The 21,759-nt window shown below is 69.4% G+C and carries 21 protein-coding genes, 1 tRNA gene, 1 other RNA gene and 1 pseudogene; 13 read left to right on the forward strand and 11 right to left on the reverse strand.

All coding sequences use genetic code 11. The features are described 5' to 3' along the window. Positions 1-15 precede the first annotated feature (15 nt). The 3 genes from panB (at position 16) to EEB19_RS03155 (ending at position 3,452) form a co-directional block, all read left to right on the forward strand. Positions 16-879 (forward strand): 3-methyl-2-oxobutanoate hydroxymethyltransferase, encoded by an 864-nt coding sequence (gene panB, locus EEB19_RS03145; protein ID WP_187583148.1) that lies wholly within the window; start codon positions 16-18, stop codon positions 877-879. A gap of 44 nt (positions 880-923) precedes the next feature. Beyond that, on the forward strand, positions 924-1,877 hold the full coding sequence (pip, locus tag EEB19_RS03150; RefSeq protein WP_187583150.1) for a prolyl aminopeptidase: 954 nt from the start codon (positions 924-926) through the stop codon (positions 1,875-1,877). A 78-nt stretch (positions 1,878-1,955) separates the two neighbouring features. Continuing rightward, complete coding sequence (locus tag EEB19_RS03155; RefSeq protein ID WP_187583152.1) at positions 1,956-3,452, forward strand: CYTH and CHAD domain-containing protein; 1,497 nt, start codon at positions 1,956-1,958, stop codon at positions 3,450-3,452. 90 nt (positions 3,453-3,542) lie between these two features. Here the strand turns inward: EEB19_RS03155 and EEB19_RS03160 are convergent, their stop codons facing one another. The 6 genes from EEB19_RS03160 to cobC all read right to left on the reverse strand — a co-directional run bounded on the left by EEB19_RS03160 (position 3,543) and on the right by cobC (position 9,308). Then, a complete protein-coding gene (locus EEB19_RS03160) occupies positions 3,543-4,973 on the reverse strand; it encodes an RNB domain-containing ribonuclease (protein WP_187583154.1) in 1,431 nt (476 codons plus the stop codon). A 65-nt stretch (positions 4,974-5,038) separates the two neighbouring features. Beyond that, an RNA gene (gene rnpB / locus EEB19_RS03165) (RNase P RNA component class A) lies at positions 5,039-5,467 on the reverse strand. A 35-nt stretch (positions 5,468-5,502) separates the two neighbouring features. Further along, a complete protein-coding gene (locus EEB19_RS03170) occupies positions 5,503-6,180 on the reverse strand; it encodes a bifunctional RNase H/acid phosphatase (protein ID WP_262365405.1) in 678 nt (225 codons plus the stop codon). Beyond that, the gene (locus EEB19_RS03175) at positions 6,177-6,914 is read right to left on the reverse strand and encodes a zinc ribbon domain-containing protein (RefSeq protein ID WP_187583158.1); all 738 of its coding nucleotides are present in this window, start codon (positions 6,912-6,914) and stop codon (positions 6,177-6,179) included. The genes EEB19_RS03170 and EEB19_RS03175 overlap by 4 nt, the downstream gene beginning before the upstream one ends. Before the next feature lie 163 nt (positions 6,915-7,077). Next, the gene (locus tag EEB19_RS03180; RefSeq protein WP_187583563.1) at positions 7,078-8,238 is read right to left on the reverse strand and encodes a Nif3-like dinuclear metal center hexameric protein; all 1,161 of its coding nucleotides are present in this window, start codon (positions 8,236-8,238) and stop codon (positions 7,078-7,080) included. A 14-nt stretch (positions 8,239-8,252) separates the two neighbouring features. Further along, positions 8,253-9,308, reverse strand: coding sequence for an Rv2231c family pyridoxal phosphate-dependent protein CobC (cobC, locus tag EEB19_RS03185; protein WP_187583159.1), 1,056 nt, complete (start codon positions 9,306-9,308; stop codon positions 8,253-8,255). A 39-nt stretch (positions 9,309-9,347) separates the two neighbouring features. Here cobC and EEB19_RS03190 point away from each other — a divergent pair, with 39 nt between their 5' ends. After that, positions 9,348-10,055 (forward strand): HAD hydrolase-like protein, encoded by a 708-nt coding sequence (locus tag EEB19_RS03190; protein ID WP_187583160.1) that lies wholly within the window; start codon positions 9,348-9,350, stop codon positions 10,053-10,055. Then, a complete protein-coding gene (locus EEB19_RS03195) occupies positions 10,048-10,527 on the forward strand; it encodes a low molecular weight protein-tyrosine-phosphatase (RefSeq protein ID WP_187583161.1) in 480 nt (159 codons plus the stop codon). Before EEB19_RS03190 ends, EEB19_RS03195 begins: the two co-directional genes overlap by 8 nt. A 21-nt stretch (positions 10,528-10,548) precedes the next feature. Here EEB19_RS03195 and EEB19_RS03200 read toward each other — a convergent pair. Beyond that, positions 10,549-11,549 (reverse strand): annotated as a pseudogene (locus tag EEB19_RS03200) (putative zinc-binding metallopeptidase). A gap of 80 nt (positions 11,550-11,629) precedes the next feature. Here EEB19_RS03200 and EEB19_RS03205 point away from each other — a divergent pair. Then, a complete protein-coding gene (locus EEB19_RS03205; RefSeq protein WP_187583162.1) occupies positions 11,630-12,637 on the forward strand; it encodes an SURF1 family protein in 1,008 nt (335 codons plus the stop codon). Here the strand turns inward: EEB19_RS03205 and EEB19_RS03210 are convergent. Further along, the gene (locus tag EEB19_RS03210; RefSeq protein ID WP_187583564.1) at positions 12,615-13,523 is read right to left on the reverse strand and encodes a cobalamin biosynthesis protein; all 909 of its coding nucleotides are present in this window, start codon (positions 13,521-13,523) and stop codon (positions 12,615-12,617) included. The genes EEB19_RS03205 and EEB19_RS03210 overlap by 23 nt on opposite strands. Positions 13,524-13,765: 242 nt before the next feature. Between EEB19_RS03210 and EEB19_RS03215 the strand changes: the two genes are divergently transcribed. Beyond that, positions 13,766-14,593: a spermidine synthase gene (locus EEB19_RS03215; RefSeq protein ID WP_187583163.1), complete on the forward strand. Its 828-nt coding sequence runs from the start codon at positions 13,766-13,768 to the stop codon at positions 14,591-14,593. A 130-nt stretch (positions 14,594-14,723) separates the two neighbouring features. Here the strand turns inward: EEB19_RS03215 and EEB19_RS03220 are convergent, their stop codons facing one another. Together EEB19_RS03220 and EEB19_RS03225 are read right to left on the reverse strand one after the other, a co-directional pair. Then, positions 14,724-15,548, reverse strand: coding sequence for a maleylpyruvate isomerase family mycothiol-dependent enzyme (locus tag EEB19_RS03220; protein ID WP_187583164.1), 825 nt, complete (start codon positions 15,546-15,548; stop codon positions 14,724-14,726). Positions 15,549-15,600: 52 nt separating this feature from the next. After that, positions 15,601-16,845, reverse strand: a complete 1,245-nt coding sequence (locus EEB19_RS03225; RefSeq protein WP_262365429.1) for a family 1 glycosylhydrolase — start codon at positions 16,843-16,845, stop codon at positions 15,601-15,603. Between the two features lie 248 nt (positions 16,846-17,093). Between EEB19_RS03225 and EEB19_RS03230 the strand changes: the two genes are divergently transcribed. The 6 genes from EEB19_RS03230 to EEB19_RS26815 all read left to right on the forward strand — a co-directional run bounded on the left by EEB19_RS03230 (position 17,094) and on the right by EEB19_RS26815 (position 21,516). Further along, positions 17,094-18,074 (forward strand): PHB depolymerase family esterase, encoded by a 981-nt coding sequence (locus tag EEB19_RS03230; protein ID WP_262365406.1) that lies wholly within the window; start codon positions 17,094-17,096, stop codon positions 18,072-18,074. Positions 18,075-18,128: 54 nt separating this feature from the next. Continuing rightward, positions 18,129-19,007, forward strand: coding sequence for an aldo/keto reductase (locus EEB19_RS03235; RefSeq protein WP_187583166.1), 879 nt, complete (start codon positions 18,129-18,131; stop codon positions 19,005-19,007). Between the two features lie 66 nt (positions 19,008-19,073). Further along, the gene (locus tag EEB19_RS03240) at positions 19,074-20,060 is read left to right on the forward strand and encodes a YafY family protein (protein WP_187583168.1); all 987 of its coding nucleotides are present in this window, start codon (positions 19,074-19,076) and stop codon (positions 20,058-20,060) included. Further along, positions 20,057-20,842 carry a putative protein N(5)-glutamine methyltransferase gene (locus EEB19_RS03245; protein WP_187583170.1) on the forward strand — a complete coding sequence of 262 codons (786 nt, stop codon included), beginning with the start codon at positions 20,057-20,059 and terminating at the stop codon, positions 20,840-20,842. The genes EEB19_RS03240 and EEB19_RS03245 overlap by 4 nt, the downstream gene beginning before the upstream one ends. A gap of 118 nt (positions 20,843-20,960) precedes the next feature. Then, entirely contained in the window at positions 20,961-21,167 is a 207-nt protein-coding gene (locus tag EEB19_RS03250; RefSeq protein WP_187583172.1) for a cold-shock protein, read from the forward strand. A 214-nt stretch (positions 21,168-21,381) separates the two neighbouring features. Then, on the forward strand, positions 21,382-21,516 hold the full coding sequence (locus EEB19_RS26815) for a hypothetical protein (RefSeq protein WP_262365407.1): 135 nt from the start codon (positions 21,382-21,384) through the stop codon (positions 21,514-21,516). An 88-nt stretch (positions 21,517-21,604) separates the two neighbouring features. Here EEB19_RS26815 and EEB19_RS03255 read toward each other — a convergent pair. Further along, positions 21,605-21,679, reverse strand: a tRNA-Val gene (locus EEB19_RS03255). Between the last annotated feature and the right edge of the window lie 80 nt (positions 21,680-21,759).

The following is a 21,759-nucleotide window of genomic DNA, read 5'->3' on the forward strand; positions in this document are numbered from 1 at the left end:
AGAAAAGAGACAACGATGTCCGATTCTTCGGTGTATGGCGCGTCCGACCCCGTCCAGGGTGATCCCGCTGTGCAGACCCCCCGTCGCCGCGCGACCCGTGTGCAGCATCTGGCCCAGATGAAGGCCGAGGGCGAGAAGTGGTCGATGCTCACCTGCTACGACTACTCGACCGCACGCATCTTCGACGCCGCCGAGATCCCCGTGCTGCTCGTCGGCGACTCCGCGGCCAATGTGGTCCTCGGATACGACTCCACCATCCCGGTCACGCTCGACGAACTCATCCCGCTGATCCGTGCTGTCGTGCGCGGGGCGCCCCACGCCCTCGTCGTCGCCGACCTCCCGTTCGGCACCTACGAGGCGAGCCCGCAGCAGGCCCTCGAGTCGGCCGTCAAGGTCTTCAAGGAGACCGGCGCCCATGCGATCAAGCTCGAGGGTGGCGAGCGGGTGGCCGATCAGATCGCGGCGCTCTCCGCGGCCGGAATCCCGGTGATGGCGCACATCGGGTTCACCCCGCAGAGCGTCAACGGACTCGGCGGCTACCGCGTCCAGGGCCGCGGCGACGCGGGCGATCAGTTGATCGCCGATGCGATCGCCGTCCAGGAGGCGGGTGCGTTCGCCGTGGTCATGGAGATGGTTCCGGCCGACCTCGCCGGCCAGATCACCCGCAAGCTCACCATCCCGACGGTCGGCATCGGCGCCGGGCACGAAACCGATGCGCAGGTGCTCGTCTGGCAGGACATGGCCGGACTCACCCACGGCAAGACGGCGAAGTTCGTCAAGCGATTCGCCGATGTCGGCACCGAATTGCGCACCGCGGCAGAGCAGTACGCCGACGAGGTGCGTCGCGGGACCTTCCCCGGGCCCGAACACAGTTACTGACGGGTGGGTCCCGCGCCGGTGGGATCGCGCATAGGGTTGTGCCCATGCGCGACTTCTACCCGCCCATCGAGCCGTACGACCAGGGTCACCTGGACGTCGGTGACGGCCAGCAGATCTACTGGGAGACCTCGGGGAACGCCGCGGGCAAACCGGTGGTCTTCGTCCACGGCGGCCCGGGCGGCGGCACCTCCCCCGATCAGCGACGATTCTTCGACCCGACGCGCTATCGGATCGTGCTCTTCGACCAGCGCGGCTGTGGCCGATCGCGTCCACACATCGCCGACGGCGCCGACCTGTCGGGCAACACCACACCGCATCTGATCGCCGACATCGAGGCGCTGCGCGAGCATCTCGGCGTCGAACGGTGGCAGGTGTTCGGCGGATCGTGGGGGTCGACCCTGGGGCTCGCCTATGCCCAGACCCACCCCGAGCGCGTCACCGAGTTGGTCCTGCGTGGCATCTTCCTGCTGCGCCGCAGCGAGATCGACTGGTACTACAACGGTGGCGCCGCGAACATGTACCCGGATCTGTGGGAGTCCTACCTGGCGCCGATCCCCGAGGCAGAACGCGGCGGTGATCTCGTGGCCGCCTACCACCGACTGTTGACGTCGTCGGACCCCGAGGTCGCCCAGGCGGCCGCGAGTGCCTGGACGGGATGGGAGCAGGCCACCAGCCATCTGCTCCCCAAGAACTCCGAGGAACCCGGCGATGCGCGTTTCGACCTCGCCTTCGCCGCCATCGAGAACCACTACTTCATGAACCGCGGCTTCCTCGACGATGGCCAGTTGCTGGCGAACATCGATCGGATCGCCGACATCCCCGGCGTGATCGTGCAGGGCCGCTACGACGTGGTGTGTCCGCCGCGCAGCGCGTGGGATCTGCACCGCGCGTGGCCTGCCGCCGCCCTGCACATCGTCGCCGACGCCGGGCACGCGTCGTTCGAGCCCGGGATCAAGCACCACCTGATCGCCGCGACCGACGAGTTCGCCGGGCGCTGACACCCGGGCAAACTAGACTCGACAGCGCACACAGGACGCGGACGACCGCGCCCTCGGCAGTACTGAGGAGGATCATCGGTGGCGGCATCCGAACAGGTCGAGGTGGAATTGAAGTTCGACGTCGACGCGGGCCACACGGCTCCCGATCTCCGGGTCCTGCCGGGCGTCGTCGGCGCCGACGAGCCGCAGACCTTCGGTCTCGACGCCACGTACTTCGACACCGAGAACCTCGACCTCGCCGGGAATCGGATCACGATGCGCCGCCGGACCGGAGGCAAGGACGCCGGGTGGCACCTCAAGCGCCCCACGGGAACAGCCGGCGCACGGCGCGAACTACGGTTGGGATTCGACGACGCACCGGATGACGGTGTGGTGCCGACCGAGCTGATCACCCCGGTCATCGCGCTGACCCGGACACGCGCACTGATCCCGGTCGCGGCGATCTCCACGACGAGAACCGTCACCACTCTGCTCGGCACCGACGGGCGTCCCGTCGCCGAGTTCGCCGAGGACCTCGTCACCGCCCAATCCATGCTCCCCGGAGGACATTTCCAGGAGTGGGCGGAGTGGGAGTTCGAGCTGATCGGTACGGCGGCGCACCCGTCACTGCTCAAGGCGGCGGACAAGTTGCTGCGCAACTCCGGCGGGCGTGCGCCGTCGTCGGCGTCCAAACTGGCACGGGCGATCGGATCGACACCGACCGTGGTGGAGCCGCACCTGGGCAAGCGGCCGACCGCGCTCGAATTGGTGATCACCGACATCGCCATCCATCGCAACTCGCTCATCTCCTACGACCCGCTGGTCCGGATCGACGCCGAGGATGCGGTCCACCAGATGCGGGTGGCCTGTCGCCGACTGCGCAGCCTGTTCTCCGGCTTCCCGAGGGTGCTCGACGCCGCGCGGGTCGGGCACCTCTCCAACGAATTGAAGTTGCTCGCACGGATTCTGGGCGACGCGCGGGATTCCGAGGTGCAGTTGGCCATCGATGAGGCCCTGCTCCGCTCCGAGAACGCCTCGCCCGACCTGATCGCCCGACTGACCGAGGCCGAGTCGTCCGTCCACGACCGAGCCATCAGGGCAGCGCATGTGGCGATGAACTCCGATCGATATTTCGCGCTGCTCGACGCGATCGACGAACTGATCGCCTCGCCACCGCCCGGCCCGGATGCGGACCTCGACGCCGGGACCGCCGTCGACCGCGCGATCACCAAGAGTCGCAAGAGCATCCGGAAGTCGCAAGACGCGCTGGCATCGTTCGCGGAGGGCTCCCCGGAGTGGGAGGAACAGCTGCACACGATCCGCAAGAAGGCGAAGCGACTGCGGTACAGCACCGATGCGGCCACCCCGCTCGGCAAGAAGCGGTACAAGAAGGTCGCACGGGTCGCCAAGAACATCCAGTCCGCTCTTGGGGACGTCAACGACACCCACATCAACCGTGCACGGCTCGCGGAGCTGGTTGCCGGAGGAACGCTTTCCGGGCCGGACATGTTCGTCCTCGGCAGGATCGACGCACGCCAGGAGGCAGACGGTGAGCGCGCGCTCGCCGCGTACCGCCAGGCCGCCAAGGACCTCTGACCCACCCGCACGCCAACAGTTCTTCCGGCGGCTCTGTGTTCGTCCGTCGGTTGCAGCAGGCGGACGAACACAGAACCGGCGGAACAACTCTCAGATCACGGGCGCGAAGGCGACCTTGCGGGCCGTCGGGTCGGCCACCGTCAGGGTCACCGGGAGTCGGCGCCCCTGCTCCGGGTCGCCCTCGCACGAAGCGATCACTGCGAGATCGGTGACGAAAACCTGCGCCGGGCGGCGCTCGGTCGCCGCGTGCAGCACCACGGCGTCGAACCGCTCGCCGACCCGGTGCGACAGCAACACTGCCTCGGCAAGGTCGATGCTTGCACGGTCGGCCGCCGCCGCCAATGAGTCGGCCGAGCGGAGGAGTTTCGGCAAGGTGGGCAGGGCGCGTGAGACCCACTCGGGCACAGGCTGTCCCGAGGTGACCGACAGACAGACCTCGGTGGCGAAGCGGTCCCCGAGTCGGCGCAGCGGCGCCGTCACGTGCGCGTAGAGTCCGGCGATCGCTGCGTGACGCATACGGTCGGGCCGCAGCACGGGCTGCTCGTCACGGTCGACGGGATCACCCAGTGCGAGGTAGTCGGCTCCGCGCATCAACCCCGCGCCGCCGGACATCAGTGCGAGAGTCGTGGGTTCGTTCCTCGGCAGACCCGCGAGGAACTGGCCCGGTGTGGCACCCACCGGCCAGTCGACGCCGAGCGCTGCCGCGGATGCGCGCAGGGCCTCGACGGCGTCGTCGTCGGCCGGCGGCAGAGTGCGGAGCAGCCCGACTCCGGCGTCGGCCATGATGGTGCCGGCGCACATGCCCGTGAGCAGCGACAGCTGCGAGTTCCACATGTCGGCCGCGGTGTGCGGAGCCAGCCGCAGGGTCCAGCCGGAGCCCTCACGCACCACCTCCTGGTCGGGCAGGTCGAGCTCGACCGCACCGCGCCGCAGGGCCACCTCGTGACGGAGTTCGCCGAACGCGGGCAGCGCGGCGATCGATGGGTGGAGACGTCCGGCGAGCGCGTCGGCGGCCACGCCGGCGTAGTCGAGTTTCGCGACCGAACGGATCATCGCGCGCCGCACCGACACCTCGCGTACCGCACCGTCGCGGGCGACACGGATGGTCCACAGCACGCACGGCCGCGTCTGATCGGGTAGCAACGACCCCGCCCCCTCCGACAACGACCGAGGGTGCAGCGGGACCGAGCAGTCGGGGAAGTAGACGGTGGTGCCGCGACGCCGGCTCTCCTGGTCGAGCGCACCCTCGGGTGGAATCAGCGCGGCGACATCCGCGATCGCGTAGTCGACGACGAACCCGTCGTCGTCGGCGGTGAGGTGGACCGCCTGATCGAGATCCTTCGACGACGGCGGATCGATGGTGACGAACGGTAGGTCGGTGCGGTCCTCGCGGTCGGCGGCATGACGGTCGACGGCATGGTCGGCCTCGTCCTGAGCACCGGTGCCGTAGTCCTCGGAGACACCGAGTTCGGTCCGGACGGCGTCGAAGTCGATGTCGGGGGCCGACAGTATCCGCTGCACATCCCCGACTGTAGTGGCCCGCGCCTCCCGGGTGCCGGGTTCCGCTCGAGGGTGTGCGGTGGGGGCGAACGAGTCGGCGTGTAAGCCGGATCCTGTCCCGTCGCGCGACTCGCGTCGCGCGGACGGGGGCGACCATCCATCTGGGCACACCGTCGCCGGGTACCTCGAGCGGCCCACCCGCGGGCTCAGGCGAGCAGCCCTCGAACACCCGCGCATCCGCACCGTCGGATCACTCCGCGGTGCGGACTTCGGCCTTGCTCCGGGTGGGGTTTACCTAGCCGGCGCGGTCACCCGCGTCGCTGGTGCGCTCTTACCGCACCGTTTCACCCTTACCGCCGGCACGCCGGCGGCGGTCTGTTCTCTGTGGCACTGTCCCGCGGGTCACCCCGGGTTGCCGTTGACAACCACCCTGCTCTGTGGAGTCCGGACTTTCCTCGATGTCGGCGTACCCGTGACCGGGCCGTTCCGCGCACCGCGGCCGCCCGGCCGACTCGTTCGCCCACACAGGATAGCGCCCACCGGTGTCGACTCAGCCGAGGTGGCCGGTGTCGTTCACGAGCCGCACGACCGATCCGCCGTCGGGATAGAACTCGGCGATCGAGAGGGAGGCGAGATCCAGATGCAGCCGGAACAGCAGCTCCGGGCCGGTCCCGAGAGCATCGCGGAGCAGCAGTTTGATCGGCGTGACATGCGAGACGATCAGCACCGTCTGCCCCGGATACCGTTGCAGCAGAACGTCCTTCGCAGCAATCACGCGGTCGGCCACCTGCGCGAAACTCTCACCGCCGGGCGTGGCGACACCGGTGTCGGACAGCCACCGTGCGTGCAGATCCGGATCCTGCGCCGCGGCCTCGGTGAACGTCAGTCCCTCCCACGAACCGAAGTCGGTCTCGATGAAGCCGTCGTCGACGGCCACGTCGAGACCGAGGCGATCGGCGACCGCGCCGGCGGTCGCCCGCGCCCGGTGCAGTGGCGAGGAGATGACGGCCGCGATGTCGGTCCGGGCGCCGAGTCGAGCGGCGGCCGACCGCGCCTGTGCGAGACCCACCTCCGTCAACTCGGGGTTACCCCGTCCCGAGTACCGACGATCGACCGACAACGCGGTCTGACCGTGGCGCAACAGCAGCAGCCGGGTCGGCTCGCTGCGCTTGCCCTGCCAGGTCGGCGCTCGCCGACCCGAGGCATCGGTGGCGGCCGACGCGCTCAAATCCCCGACTCCGCCGTTCGGACCAGGATCGCACCGCATTCCTCGCACCGGACGACGTCGTCGGACAGTTTCGCGGCGATCGAGGCGATCGTGCCGCGATCGAGTTCCATCCGGCAGGCACCGCACCGTCGGGCCCGGAGGAGCCCGGCGCCGATGCGGCCGGCGGAACGCTGTTTGTCGTACACGGCGAGGAGATCGGCTGGGATCTCGGCGGCGACGGTGTCGCGTCGCGTCGTGGCGGCCTCGGCGTCGGCCTCGATCGCGGCGAGCGATACCGTCCGGCGTTCCCGCGTGGCGACGACCTCCGCGTCGAGATGCTCGACCGTCGCGGCGGCCCGCTGCTGCTCGGCAGTGACCGCCTCCTGCTGCTCCATCACGCTCAGCATCTCGTCCTCGAGATTCGCCCGGCGCCGACCGAGTCCCGCCAGCTCGTGTTGGAGTTCCGACAGCGCCTTCGGCGCGAGACCACCGGCGGTCAACAATGCCGAGTCCTTCGCCTCGCGGGAGGCCATGCCCGAGACCTCGCTGTCGATCCGCCGATACTCGCGCGTGAGGTCCTCGGCGGAGATCTCCGCACGCACCATGTCGTCGCGCGCCGCGTCGACCTTCTCGTTCAGTGCGGCGAGTTCGGCGTCCTCGGCCAGATGTGTCCGTCGATGCTCGAGCCGCGCGATCTCCGCATCCACGTCGGCGAGGTCGAGGAGGAGTCGCTGGGCCCCGGAATCCGCCTTCATCGCGTCCACTCCTGCTGTCGGCGCACCTGTGCTGTCATCACCACTCGTCTTCCCCTGTGCTGTTCTCGCCCGAGCCGGTCCACCGGCATCGGGTCTCCCCACGGTACGCGGTGACCCCACGCACGCCGGCATCCCACATCGTGATGCCCGCGGCCGACCACCGCTATCGCTCACCCTCGACGAGGACGAAGGGATCGGTGGGTGTGCGATGTACGGCGACGGTCACCCCGAGTTCGTCGGCGAGCAGCCGCGCGACATGGCCGCACCAGGGGAACTCGGTCGCCCAGTGGCCGGCGTCGATCAGCGCGGGCCCACCGCGGCGCAGACTCTCGTCGACCGGGTGATGGCGGAGGTCACCGGTCACATACACATCGGCGCCCTCGGCGGCGACGATGTCCAGCAGCGAGTCACCCGCCCCGCCACAGACCGCGACCGTCCGGACAGGGCGATCCGGGTCCCCGGCGACGCGGACCCCGGATGGACTGTGCAGGCGCGCCTCCACCCGCGCGGCGAACTCGCCCACCGTGGTCGGCTCGTCCAGTCGCCCGATCCGGCCGAGTCCGACATCACTTGCCGCATCGGCCAATTCGAGGATGTCGAACGCGGGTTCCTCGTACGGGTGGGCGCCGCGCAGCGCGGTGAGCACCGACCGTCGCAACCCGCGCGCCGCGACCATCTCGACGCGATCCTCGTCCACCCGTGTGCGTTCACCGATCACGCCGATCGTCGGGTCCGCCGCCTCCTGCGCCTCGAACTGTCCGGTGCCCACGACCGACCAGGAACAGTCCCGATACTCGCCGATTGCACCGGCACCTGCCGCGAACATCGCCTCGGTGACCTGCTCGGCGTTGCCCTCCGGCACCATCACCACCCATTTGTCCATGGGCGCCAGTGGTTTCGGATCGATCGGAACCGTGTCGACCAGGTCGAGGAGATCGGCCAGCGCGTCCGAGACCCCGGCGCGGGCGCTGTCGGCGTTGGTGTGGGCGGTGAACAGTCCCACGCCGGCCCGGATCAGACGATGCACGATGCGTCCCTTGACCGTGTCCGCGGCGACCGAGTCGACCCCGCGCAGGAGCAGCGGGTGATGCGCGATCACGAGCTGCGCACCCACGGCGATCGCCGCGTCGACGACGTCGTCGGTGACGTCGACGCACACCAGGACGGCCTCGACGGGCTCCGTGGGGTCACCACACACCGGGCCGACCGAATCCCACGCCTCGGCGAGCCGTCGCGGGTACTCGCGGTCGAGCACGGCGATCACGTCGGCCCCGGTTGTCCGACCGACCCCCGACCCTCCGGTCGCTCCCCCGCCTGTCTCCATGTCCCGGGTCGCGTTCATCGCCCGATCTCCTCTCCTAGCAGTGCCATCGCCTCGACGAGCGCCCCGGTGGTGACCGGGTCACGCACCGCGAGCCGCAGATGCCGATCGTCGAGGCCGACGAAGTTGGCCGCGCTGCGAACGGCGAAGCCCCGCTCACGTAGGCGCTGTTTGAGCTGCCGGGCCCCGGGGACCTCGAGGAGCACATACGACGCACGGGGCTGCGCGCAGATGTCGAAGCCGGAGGCGGCCAACTGCGTCACCATGTCGGCGCGGTCCTCGGCGATCTGGTGCGCCTGTGCCCGGGCGTACTTTTGCCCGCGTGGCCCGACACATACGGTGATCGCGGCGAGGGCGAGCGTGCCGAGCGGCCACGGCCGACGGCCGACGGTCAGCCGCGCGATGATCTCCGGGGCCGCCAGCAGATAACCGGCCCGCAACCCGGCCAGCCCGAATGTCTTGGTGACACTTCGGATCACGATCGTGTCGGGCCCCGCCGAGGACGCCATCGACTCGGGTTCGTGCCGTCCGGTCATCGCGTCGAGCGTGATGTCGGCGAACGCCTCGTCGACGACGATCGTCCGCCCCGCCCGACGCAGCCTCTCGATCGTCGCCGACCGATGCAGCACCGAGGTCGGGTTGGTCGGGTTACCCAACACCACCAGGTCGGCGTCGTCGGGGACCTGCACGTGCTCGAGCTCCCAGGGCGCAGCGAGCACGACATCGGTGATCGGGATGCCCGCTGCCCGCAGGGCGAGTTCGGGTTCGGTGAACGACGGCTGGATCAACGCGGCATGGGCCGGGCGCAGTCGTGGGAGCAGTTCGAATCCCTCGGCCGCCCCGGCGAGCAGCAGGACCTCGTCGGTCCCGCGTCCGTGCGCCTCGGCGACCGCCTCGACGGCGCGTGCCTCGTCCGCGGCCGACGGGTAGGCGGCGAGGTCGCAGACGCGCTCGACGATGGCATCGCGAACGAAGTCCGGTGGGCCGCTTCGCACGTTGACGGCGAAGTCGACCAGTCCCGGTTCGGCGTCGGCATCGCCGTGCCGCGCCCGTGCGAACAGCCCCGATGTCATAAACCACCAGCCTACGTGCACGATGGAACAGTGACCGACATGCCTGGAACAGCCGATCTCGCGTCGACCCACCCCGATCCCGCGGATCCCTCCACGATCCTGCTGGTCGATCTCGACGGCACGATCACCGACAGTTTCGCCGGGATCGCCAACAGTTTCCGTCACGCGCTCGCCGCGGTGGGCGCGCCCGAACCCGAACCCGAGGTGGTCGCGGGCATCGCCGGACCACCGATGATCGACACCCTCACCGGGCTGGGACTGGATCCGGAGACCGCCGATGCCGCCATGCGCGCCTATCGCGAGCGCTACACGGACGTCGGATGGCTGGAGAACTCGGTGTTCGACGGAATGGGCTCGGTCCTGGCCGATCTCGCGGCGGCCGGGCGGACACTCGCGGTCGCGACCTCGAAGAACGAGAACACCGCACGCGCCATTCTCGAGCACTTCGGTCTGGCCGGGCATTTCCGGATCATCGCCGGAGCCAGCGACGACGGGCGGCGACGTGCGAAGTCGGATGTCATCGCGCACGCACTGCGTCAACTCGGGATCGCCACCGGCGCCGACGGACAGGTGAGCGAAGTGCCGGTCGTGATGATCGGTGACCGCGCTCACGACATCGAGGGTGCTGCCCTGTTCGGGATACCAGCGATCCTGGTCGGTTGGGGTTACGCTCTGAGTGGGGAGGACGGCTCGGCAGCGTGGTCTGTCGGGTCCATTGCAGATCTGCGCGAGGTACTTGGTGTCTGATCAACTACACGTGTGTTTCGTGTGCACCGGCAACATCTGCCGGTCACCCATGGCACAGAACATCTTCCGGTGGGCGCTCGACGAGGCGGGCCTCACCGAACGCGTCCGCGTCACCAGTGTCGGCACGACCGGGTGGCACACCGGCGAACCGGCCGACAACCGTGCGCGCACCGAGTTGTTGGCGCACGGTTATTCCGATGGCCATGTCGCCGCGCAACTCTCACCCGCGGACTTCGATGCGGACCTGCTGGTGGCGATGGACGCGGGGCACGTGAGGGAACTCGAGCGCAAGCGTCTCGGTGATCGTGTGCGTCTGTTGCGCAGCTTCGATCCGTCGGCCGGGCCCGACGACCTCGATCTGAACGATCCGTACTACGGCACCGAGAAGGACTTCGCGATCACCCGCGAGCAGATAGAGGCCGCCATGCCCGGCCTGCTCGCCTGGGTGCACGCCACGCTCGAGGAGCGCTGAGCCCGCCACCGCGATCCGCCCTCACCCGGGCAGGACGAGGTTGTGCACGAACCGGATCTTCTCGAGCACGCGCTCGGGTAGGCCGAAGGGGTACAGGTCCGGATGTCCCATCGATCGGTTGATCTGGTTCAACGCCCACGTCAGCGGTAGCCACGACTCGATCAGACGGTCGAAGCCGACGTCGCCCGGGAGGACGCTGTGGAGTGTCGAGCCGGCCGGAGCCGTCGCGAATGCCGCCGCGGTGTCCACGGTGTCGCGTATGTGCAGGTAGTGGGCAAAGGTCTCGGCGAAGTCCTCGGCGGGGTGCATCGTCGCGGAGGAGGAGACGAAGTCCTGCCGCCACCACTCGGGCGTTCCCGCCGAGTGATGCCGGTCCGGTGCGGCCTGATGGTCCTCGTCGGGGTCGCCGAACAACTCCTCGAAGCGAGATCGCGCGTCGGCGTCCAGCAACACCATCTGGTAGTAGTGACCGATCTCGTCGCGGCTGTGCCCGAGAACGGTGCGGTACGGCTCATCGAGGCCCACGCGCATCTCCTCCCGGTGCACATCGTCACCCTGGGCGAGGTCGAGAGTGATCACTCCGCCCGCACGTCCCGCGGTCAGCAGAACCTGTGAGCTCGACAACAGGCCGAAGGCCGGTCCGGCATCGGGGTCGTCGTCGCGCCGCGGATCGCCGGCCCCGGTTCATCGGGTGCGAGGATCAGCCGTCGCTTGGCGATCCCGGCGCGACCGAACACGGCCATCGCATCGACGTCGCCGTCGGTCGACCGGGTCCTGGTGGGCCGGCACGAGGCGCAGAGCCCAGGCATCCCGGTCCACGTCACCGACCAATTGCACTGCGCCACCGCCGTAGTGGCGCACCGCTCGAGGAGTCGGCCGTCGACCTGGATGCAGTAGCGCTCGTCGAGCACGTGGATCGCGCGATCCGCCGGGCGGAATCCGAGCGCGCTCGTGCAGCGGAGACGGAGACTGTTCTCGGACGCGAGCCGTTGTCCGCATTCGCGGCAGAGGAAATCGCGCATTGCGCAGACGCTACCCGGCGCCGAGGACAACCCGGGGGACGCGCGACTGTGTGTCCTGGGCACCTCGGTACCGTTGAGGTGTGCAGGTGGTGCGAGCGTTCCTACGTCCCGGGTGGATAGCCCTCGGGATCGTGGTCATCGCATTCGCGGCGATGTGTTTCATGTTGCTCGCACCCTGGCAGCTGGGCAAGAACACCGCCACCGAACATCGCAACGAGCTCATCAAGACGGCGATGTCGACCGGACCGGTCACGCTCGGCGACCTCGCCCCGCAGGGCGCCGGGTTCCGGGCATCGACCGAATGGCGCGAGGTGACCCTGACCGGTCGGTATCTGACGGACAAGGAGGTCCTCGTCCGTCTGCGTTCGGTGGACGAGCGGCCGGCCGTCGAGGTCCTCACACCGTTCGCCGTCGCCGACGGCTCGCGTGTGGTCCTGGTCGATCGCGGGTATGTCCGCCCGCAGCAGAGCGCCCTGCCCGACGTCCCGAGCGCACCCACCGGCGAGACGACGATCTCGGCCCGCATCCGCAAGAGCGAGGGCACCTCGCCCGGGCGCGGCGCCCACAGCGAGGCAGGTGCGCTCGCCGTCTACACCATCGACCCGGACGAGGTCGCACGCGCGACGTCGACCCCGCTCGACCCGTTCTATCTCCAGTTGTCGCCCGATCAACCCGGCGCCCTCGGCGAGATCCCGCTCCCCCAGCTGGAATCCGGCCCCTACCTGTCCTACGGCCTGCAGTGGCTCGCGTTCGGCATCATGGCTCCGCTCGGTGCCGGCTACTTCATCTATTCCGAGGTCCGCCAGCGCCGACGCAACGCCGCGCAGAAGAACGCCACACAGAGCTCTGCCGCGGAGAGCTCCGTGCATGCAGCGTCCGCGGATCCGGCGACGTCGGGTGAAGAGCGGGACGAACAGACCCCGGTAGCACCGGTCGCGAAGACCCGACGGGACCGCGTCCGCGCCGATCTACGTCAGGCAGGGGCGGCATCGGGCGCGCGGCAACGCCATCAGATCGGCAGCGGACCCGACGCCGAGGAGACCCCGGCCGACGTGCGCGCCAAACTCACCGAGCGCTACGGCGGCTGAGCAGCGCCGACGTCACGGCTGCGCCGAGGGCGGTGACGGCCTGCACTCGACGGGACAGCACGACCGCCGCCCGCAGATCGTCGGCGTTCGGCGCCGGCCCGTCCCCCAGCCGCGGGCGATCCTCGACACCGTGCGGGTAGACGGTCCGCCCGCCGAGCGTCACCCCCAACGCGCCGGCGAACGTGGCCTCGACGACCCCGGCGTTGGGACTCGGATGCGCTCCGGCATCCCGCCGCCAGGCCCGCCGAGCCCGAGACGGCTCGCCGCCGAGTGCGATCACCAGCAGACCTGTCAGCCGCGCCGGCACGACGTTGGCCAGGTCGTCGAGCCGGGCAGCGGCCCAGCCGAAGTGGCGGTATCGATCGTTGCGATACCCGACCATCGCGTCGAGGGTGTTGGCCGTGCGGTATGCGAGGACACCAGGAACCCCGGCCACGCCCGCCCAGAACAGTGGGGCGACCGTGGCGTCGGAGGTGTTCTCGGCGATGGACTCCAGTGCAGCCCTGGCGATCCCGGCCTCGTCGAGGGATTCCGGATCGCGTCCGCACAGGCTCGGAATCCAGCGGCGCGCGGCGGCGATGTCCCCGTCGTCGAGCGCGGAGGCGACCGCCTCTCCGATCCCGGTCAGCGAGGTGCCGCCGAGGGCGGCCCAGGTCACGGCGGTGGTGACGGCCGCGGCGGTCGCATCCGACGGAGACAACCGTCGCAGGCCCAGCCCGATGATCGCAGCAGAGCCGACGCATGTCACCGCGAACACCGTTCCAGCCGAACGTGAGTCGCGATAGAGGACTTTCTCGAGCCGTGACGCCGCCTGCCCGATCCCCGCCACCGGGTGCGCGCGGCGCGGGTCGCCGACGACACGGTCGAGGAGGTATCCGACGACGATCCCGGCGGGGACGCCCGCTCCGCAGGGGCGACGGGGATCATCGGTTGCCCGTCGACGGCGGGACCGTCGGTCGACGCCGACGGTCGGTCGGCGGGCGATTGTCGGGCGGGCAGTCGCGGGGAACGGGCCGGGCACCCGGTGATCGTAGCCGTGCACCCTGCCACCTCCGTCGACGTCATCATCTCTGTCGACGTCACCTCTGTCGACGCGGACCTGGCGCGCTCGTCATAGACTCTCCCGCGATGGCCAGAACCCGCCCCGAACCCGTCGTCGGACGACACACGATCAGCACCGGTGTCGCCGAATTGGTGCGCGACACCGTCGTCGGCGGCTGGCTGCTGACGATCAACGGAGCGCAGAGTTCACACATCCACCCCGACCCGGCCGTGCTCGAGTTCGAGTACATGCGCCAGATGGCCGCGTTGATCGCGAGCCGACACGTCGACACCGACCCGATCCGCGTCCTGCACCTGGGGGCGGCCGCGTGCGCTCTGCCCCGGTACATCGCCGACGGATACCCCGGGTCGCGGCAGGTCGCCGTCGAGATCGACGCCGAACTGGCGCGCCTGGCCCGCGAGTGGTTCGACCTGCCCCGTGCCCCACGCCTGCGTATCCGGGTCGGCGACGCCCGGGAGGTGCTGACCGCACTGACCGAACACACCCGTGACGTCATCGTGCGGGACGCGTTCATCGCCGCACGCACACCACGCCACCTGACCACCCGGGAGTTCACCGTCCAGGTGCGCCGAGTCCTCGCTCCCGGCGGCCTCTATCTCGCCAACTGCGGCGACAACCGGGATCTCACCCGCGCGCGCGCCGAGGTCGCGACCGCGGCGGAGGTCTTCGATCACGTCGCGATCGTCGCCGACGCCGCGATGCTGAAGGGCCGACGCACCGGCAACCTGGTCCTGGCCGCGAGCGATCATCCGATCGAGGACACGCCGGAACTGATCCGCACACTGCTGAGCGATCCACAACCCGCGCAGATGATTGCGGGCCGTCGGGCGCGCGAATTCGGGTCCGGGACCGCGCTGGACGACAGCACCACGCGACACTCGGTCAGCGACTGAAGCGTCGTCGATCGTGTCATCCGATCGGACGACGGTCGCTTTCTGTTGATGAACCAGCCGATGCAGGCACCGAAGAATCCGTCGTACACGCGTTCGAGAACGGACCGATCGTGTTGTGTCGCTGCGCTCCTCAGATGACGTAGGCGAGATTCTCGACGATCGCCTGACCGAGCGCCTGATGTCCGTCGACGACGACCCGCGACGGTTCGGCGCTGGAGCGTCCACCGACCAGCCGTGCCAGGTCGACCACATCCATGGTGAGGACGACATCGGCCGAGTCGTCGCCGCCCGGCAACTCGTCGACCAGGCGTGCGCGCTCCTCGACGACGATCCGGATGTCGCGCGCGGCGATGCCGCCGATCCGCAGCAGCACTGTCGTCCCCTGCGGTGTCCGCGCCTTCTTGGCGATGACGAACGGCAGGGAGGCGGCGATTTCCGACAGCGCGATCTCCGCTGACCCTGGCTGTGACGGGGTCGACCCGTCGGTGCTGTCCCGGATGTCGATCTCGTGAATCCAGCAGTCGAACACCCGTATACGCATGAAGCGGCCGTAGGTGTCGGGTCCCGCGGGGGTGGCCGCCTCGGCGTCGAAGTCGGCCTGCGTCATCGACCGCAGCGAGCCGGCACGGACATCGACGATCTCGCGCAGGGCGGCCATCACCTCGGCCCGGGACGAACCACGGAACTGCTCGATCCAGTGTTCGTTGAACTCGCCGATCGGATTGTGGACGTGATCGAGGGACGCCACATCCGTGGTGGAGTCGACGGCCCGTCCGTCGAGCATGCTCTCGGTGCCGATGACGTGCGCGATGATGTCGGCGACGGTCCACCCGGGCAGCACCGAGGCCGCCTGCCACTGCTCGTCCGTCACCGAGGTCACCAGGTCGTCGAGCACCGTCCATTCATCGGTGAGCGCGGTGACGACGGTGTCGATCGGCAGGATGGTCGTGGGCACGACGGGTCTCCTTCGGTGTCGGGTGGCCGCGCGGGCTGTGCGCGACCTCTGGTCAGCGGACGGGTTCGGCGCAGCTCGACGGCGCGTTCACCAACGAGCAGAACTGGGCCGGGCGGGTCGGGCGGTAACCGGGGGCGACCCCGTTGGCCGCCGTGATGCCACGATAGGCCGCGACGGCGTCGGTGGGCCGACGGGCGAGTGTCGCGTCACTGCCGACGTCGACGGTGTACAGCCCGAATCTGGGTGTGTAGCTTCCCCATTCGTAGTTGTCGGTCAGGCTCCAATAGTTGTAGCCGATCACGTCGACACCGTCGGCGCGGGCCCGCTGTACCCAGTACACGAGGTCGCGGAGGTGATCGCTGCGACGGTACCCGTCGGGGCGCGCCGCGCCGTCGCGTGTCGGCATACCCGACTCGACGACGTAGACCGGCTTGCCGGGGTAGCGCCGGGAGTAGTCACGCAGCGCGTAGTAGAGACCGTCGGCCGACACCGGCGCGAGCCACGACTCGTCGGTCGCCGCATGCCACGCGTCGGTGTTGGTGACCGAGATCGAGTAGTAGTAATCGATGCCGACGTAGTCCAGCTTGTCCGCGACGCGATCGGTGAATCGGGTGTCGATCGCCGCGGCGACGGTCGGGATGTAGGCCGCGTTCGACGACACCATCGCGGTCCGGTCGCGACGGTGGATGTGGTCGTAGATGCTGCGGTGCACCGCGACCAACCGGTCCAGCATCGCCGGCGCCGCCACGGGCGACAGGCCTCCGGTCCGGATCTCCTGAACCACGTAGTAGGCCGGTTCGTTGACCGTGATCCACAGCGGGTGCACGTGGGCATAGCGGTCGACGACCCGGCGCGCGTTGCGCAGCCACCACGTCGGCGTCGACGGATTGGCCCAGCCCCCGCGCGTCGCGACCCATCCGGGGTACACCCAGTGATCCAGGGTGATCATCGGGCGCATCCCGGCGGCCACGATCGCGTCGATCATCGAGTCGTAGTAGGCGAGCTCGGTTCGGTCGACGACCCCCGGACGTGGCTCGATGCGTGCCCATTCGACGCTCACGCGGTAGACGGACACGCCGAGGCGAGCGGCCCGGGCGATGTCCTCGCGATACCGGTGGCGGAAGTCGACCGACGTCCCGATCCGGTCGTGCGCCCGTCCGGATGCGGAGTATCTGCTCCAGTTGCTGTCCGGCGAGGATCCCTCGCTCTGGAACCCGGACGACGAGACACCCCACAGGAAGTCGCGGGGTAGCGCCGCCGGCGTCCCGGTCTCCCCCTCGGCTCGCACCGCCGGCACCGCGAGCGCGACGGCGACGACCGCGACCACTGCCGCGCGCAGCACGGACCTCACGTCGGTGATCTCAGATGGGTCGGTGGTCTCGGGAACGTCGCACGCGGGAGCCCCACGCGGGCCCGACAACCCGCCGGTACATCGGTGAGCAGCACGCGCCCAGGATGTCAGACTCCCGCCCTCCACCACCGCGATTTCGGCGGGACAGGCGATCTCACGTCCCGCGACGCATCGGCGCCGACTACTCTGATGCGGTGCTCGCCACCTCCCGGCCGCGACTGCGGCGCACCGTCGTCGCTGTCCTCGCGTTCACCGGCGCCCTGACCGTCGTCGCCGCCGGCCTCGTGGGTGTCGGCGGTCCCACCGCGACGGCCGCACCGCTCGGTCCGCAGCCGGCCGCCGGCTGTCCGACACTGCCCGCCGGCGCCACCCTCACCCGCTCGGTGGACGTGCGCGGAGTGGAACGGACGTACCGGATGCACATCCCGACCACCTACACCGGACGCGAACGTGTCCCGCTGGTGCTCGCCTACCACGGGCGCGCCGAGCGCGGTGCGACCTTCGAGAGCTACACCGGCCTGTCGTCGCTGCCGGCGATCGTGGTCTACCCCGACGGACTGCGGGGCCCCGACAACGCCTTCGCCTGGCAGGGCGCGCCCTACTCGTCACCGCGCGCCGACGACATCGCGTTCACCCGCGCGATCCTGCGCTCGGTGCGGACGAGCGCCTGCGTCGACCGCAACCGCACGTACGCGGTGGGCCGTTCCAACGGCGCCGGACTCGTCGCGATGCTCGCCTGCCGGATGCCGTCGGAGTTCTCCGCCTACGCGACTATCAGTGCGGCGGTGTACACCGACTCCCTCGCCGGCTGCGGCGCACGGCCGGTCTCACTGGTGGACTTCCACGGCACCGCGGACGGCGTCATCCACTACGACGGCGGCGTCCGCTTCGGCGCTCCATACCTGTCGTCGGCGCAGTGGCTGCGTACGTGGACCTCTCGGGCCGGATGCGGCGACATCCCGGTCACGGCGGCGGTGAACTCCGTCGTCGACCGCGTGTCGTGGCCGGTGTGTGCGGGCGCGGGGCCGCAGGTCGTGCACTACCGGATCCGCGGCGGGACCCATCGATGGCCGGGCTCTGCCGGCAATCCCGCCGAGGGCGGGGCGAGCGACACCATCTCGGCCACCAGACTGCTGTGGCAGTTCTTCGCCTCCTCACCGCACGCATCGACCTGACGCTCGGACGCGTGGCACCGTCGCCCGTGGGGTCCGGCGAACTAGCCTGGGGGCATGAGTACTGATCTCCCGACCATCGAGCTCGCCACGGGGTCACTGATCCCCCAACTGGGTCTCGGCGTGTGGCAGGCGGACGACGAGGACACCGAGCGTGCCGTCCGCTTCGCCATCGGGACCGCCGGCTACCGGCACATCGACACCGCGGCCGCGTACGGCAACGAAGCGGCCGTCGGACGCGGGATCGCCGCGTCGGGGGTCGATCGCTCAGAGATCTTCGTGACGACAAAGCTGTGGAACGCCGATCACGGGCGTGCCCGCACACTCGCCGCGATCGATGCGAGCCTCGAGCGCCTCGGACTCGACCATGTCGATCTGTACCTGATCCACTGGCCGCTGCAGGACACCGACCGGATGATCGAGACCTGGCAGACGATGATCGAGATCCAGTCGTCCGGAAAGGCCACCTCGATCGGGGTGTCCAACTTCCAACCGCACCACCTGACCGCGATCATCGACGCGAGCGGGCAGGCCCCCGCGGTCGACCAGATCGAATTGCATCCACGACTGGCCCAACGCGAACTCCGCGAGTTCTGCGGCGACCGCGGCATCGCCGTCGAGGCGTGGAGTCCACTCGGTGGCAGCGGATCGGGCTGGGGCTCCGACTCGTCGCCGAACACCCTGCTCACCGATCCGACACTGACCGGTATCGCCGAGCGGCACGGTCGCTCGACTGCGCAGGTGATGATCCGGTGGCATCTGCAGAACGGGGTGATCGTGATCCCGAAATCCGTCCACGACGACCGGATTGCCCAGAACATCGACGTGCTCGACTTCGAACTCAACGCCGCCGACATGGACGCCATCGCGACCCTCGACACCGGGGCGCGCATCGGTGGCCACCCCGATGAGCTGAATCTGGGCGCGCCGGACTGATCCAGCTCTGAACCGGTGCACCATCGAGGACACCAACTGTCCGCAAAAGGCGGCAGGATGGTGTCCATGCTGGAAACGTCGGCCCGCCTGCTCGCTCTGCTGACCCTGCTGCAGGCGCGGCGGGAATGGTCGGGGTCCGAGCTCGCCGACCGGCTCGACATCACCACCCGGACCGTCCGCCGGGACATCGACAAGCTGCGTGAGCTGGGTTATCCGGTGGACGCGACCGTCGGGGTGGGGGGCGGTTACCGTCTCGGCGCCGGCGCGGAGATGCCCCCGCTCCTGCTCGACGATCACGAGGTGCTCGCCGTCGCGCTGGGCCTCAACGAGATCACCACCGGATCGGTGGCCGACATGGCCGAAGCCTCGGCGGGCGCATTGACCAAACTCCGGCAGGTGATGCCGTCGCGACTGCGCCACCGGCTCGACGCCCTGACGATGGAGGCCGTGCCGCGCGAGTCGCGCTCCCCCGTCTCGGGCGCGGTGCTGACCGAGATCGCCACCGCCTGCCACCGCACCGAACGCCTGCGCTTCGACTACCGCCGCGGCGACGGGGCGCAGAGCCGCCGGGAGGTCGAGCCCTATCGCCTGGTCCGGAGCGGCCTGCGCTGGTATCTGGTCGGCTGGGATCTGACGCGCGAGGACTGGCGCTCCTTCCGCGTCGACCGCATGGAGCCGAAGACACCGACCGGCCCTCGGTTCACCCCACGCGCACTGCCCGAGGGCGGCGCCACCGGCTACCTCACCCGCAGTCTGGGTGCCGTGTACCGGCGGGCCTCGGCGCGGGTTCGCATTCACGCGCCGATCGACGTCGTCGCGGAGATGGTCGACGACGCGTGGGGCACGATCGAGGCCGGCGACGACCAGGCGTGCGAACTCGTGTTGTTCAGCACCTCACTGGTCAGCATCGCGCGCTGGCTGCGCGCGTTCGACGCCGATTTCTCGGTGCTCGATCCACCCGAGCTGATCGACGAGTGCCGAGTCGTCGCCGCCCATCACGATGACCTGGCGGCCCGGTATCGGCGCGCGGTCGGCGATCCGGACGGCCGATGAGCGGCGGACCCGATGTCCTGCGGCACACCGTCGAGACCCTCCGAGCAGCCGGATGCGTGTTCGCCGAAGAAGAGGCCGATCTACTGGTCGGACAGGCCGCCGACGACGAGGCTCTCGAGACACTCGTACGTCGTCGTGTGTCCGGTGAACCGCTCGAGGTGGTGCTCGGTTGGACACGATTCGACGGACTCCGCGTGGAGGTCGACGCGGGGGTGTTCGTTCCCCGGCAACGGACGGCGTTCCTGGCCCGTCAGGCGATCGTGATCGCTCAGCCCGGGGACGTCGTGCTCGACCTCTGTTGTGGGACAGGCGCTATCGGCCTGGCCGTGGCGACCGCGGTGCCAGACGTCGAACTCCACGCCTGCGACATCGATCCGGCCGCCGTGGCGTGCGCGGCGCGCAACGTCGCCGCCGTCGGCGGACACACCTGGTGCGGTGATCTGTTCGCGCCACTGCCCCAACGGCTCCACGCCCGCGTCGACATCGTCGTCGTCAACGCTCCCTACGTGCCCACCGCCCGGATCGGGTTCATGCCGACGGAGGCCCGCGACCACGAACCTCGGCACAGTCTGGACGGGGGCGTCGACGGCGTGCAGATCCATCGCCGGGTGGGCGACGAGGTCGGCGCGTGGCTCCGACCGGGTGGCTGCGTGCTCGTCGAGACGAGCACCGATCAGGCCGACCTGACGGCCGAGGCGCTGTCGGCAGCCGGTCTGGCCACCGCGATCCACGCGTCGGACGAGCTACAGGCCACCGTCGCCGTCGGCCGGCGACTCGGATGACACGTCGGTGCGTCGACGATCGAGACGACCGCGATTGCGCTGGTGGCCCCGGAGTGTGGGACAGTGGAGGCGCGAGGGTCGCCTTTGACCCTCCTCCGATAGGAAGAAGTACAGCAGTATGGCACAGGGAACCGTCAAGTGGTTCAACGGCGAAAAGGGCTTCGGCTTCATCGCCCCCGATGACGATCGCGACGGCGACGTCTTCGTTCACTTCAGCGCGATCAACGGGAGCGGATTCCGCAACCTCGAAGAGGCTCAGCGCGTCGAGTTCGACGTCGAGCAGGGCGCAAAAGGACTTCAGGCCACCAATGTGACTGTGCTCTAACAGTCTTCGCCTGCGAAGCCCCGGCACCGGAAACGGCGCCGGGGCTTTTTGCTGCGCGTGTCGCATCACGGTCTCAGCCGCGATGTGTAGTGTCGGAGCCAGTTCTCATCCCGCTCGCACAGCTCCCGCGAGCACCGGCTCCAGCTCGTTCCGCACGCGGCCGATGCATGCCGCGCTCACGCCGACAGCATCGACGCCCGATCACAGGAGAACCATGGACTACCCGGAACTCTTCTCACACGCTCATGTCGACGATGTTCGCCGGTCGGATCCCCAGGCAGCGCAGCGCGCCATCGAGCTGGTGTTCTCCGACGCCGACGACTCGGCGGGCGACGCCTCCGCCCGCTGAGGTCCCGCACGATCCATGGCAATAGCCCGCGCAGATCGCGGACTATTGCCGCGAATCGGATCGTCACACAATTCCACGTCCGCTTCGGTGGTGCGCGCAAAGGGATTCGAACCCCTGACCGCTGGTGTGTAAGACCAGAGCTCTACCGCTGAGCTATACGCGCGAGGCCGGGTGGATCTGTCCGCCCGACACCAAGTCATGAATGTAATCGGTGACCGCCGGATGCCCAAACCAGGGCGGTCG

Origin of the sequence: Gordonia sp. OPL2 (assembly GCF_003797825.1) — a bacterium.
Lineage (GTDB): Bacteria > Actinomycetota > Actinomycetes > Mycobacteriales > Mycobacteriaceae > Gordonia.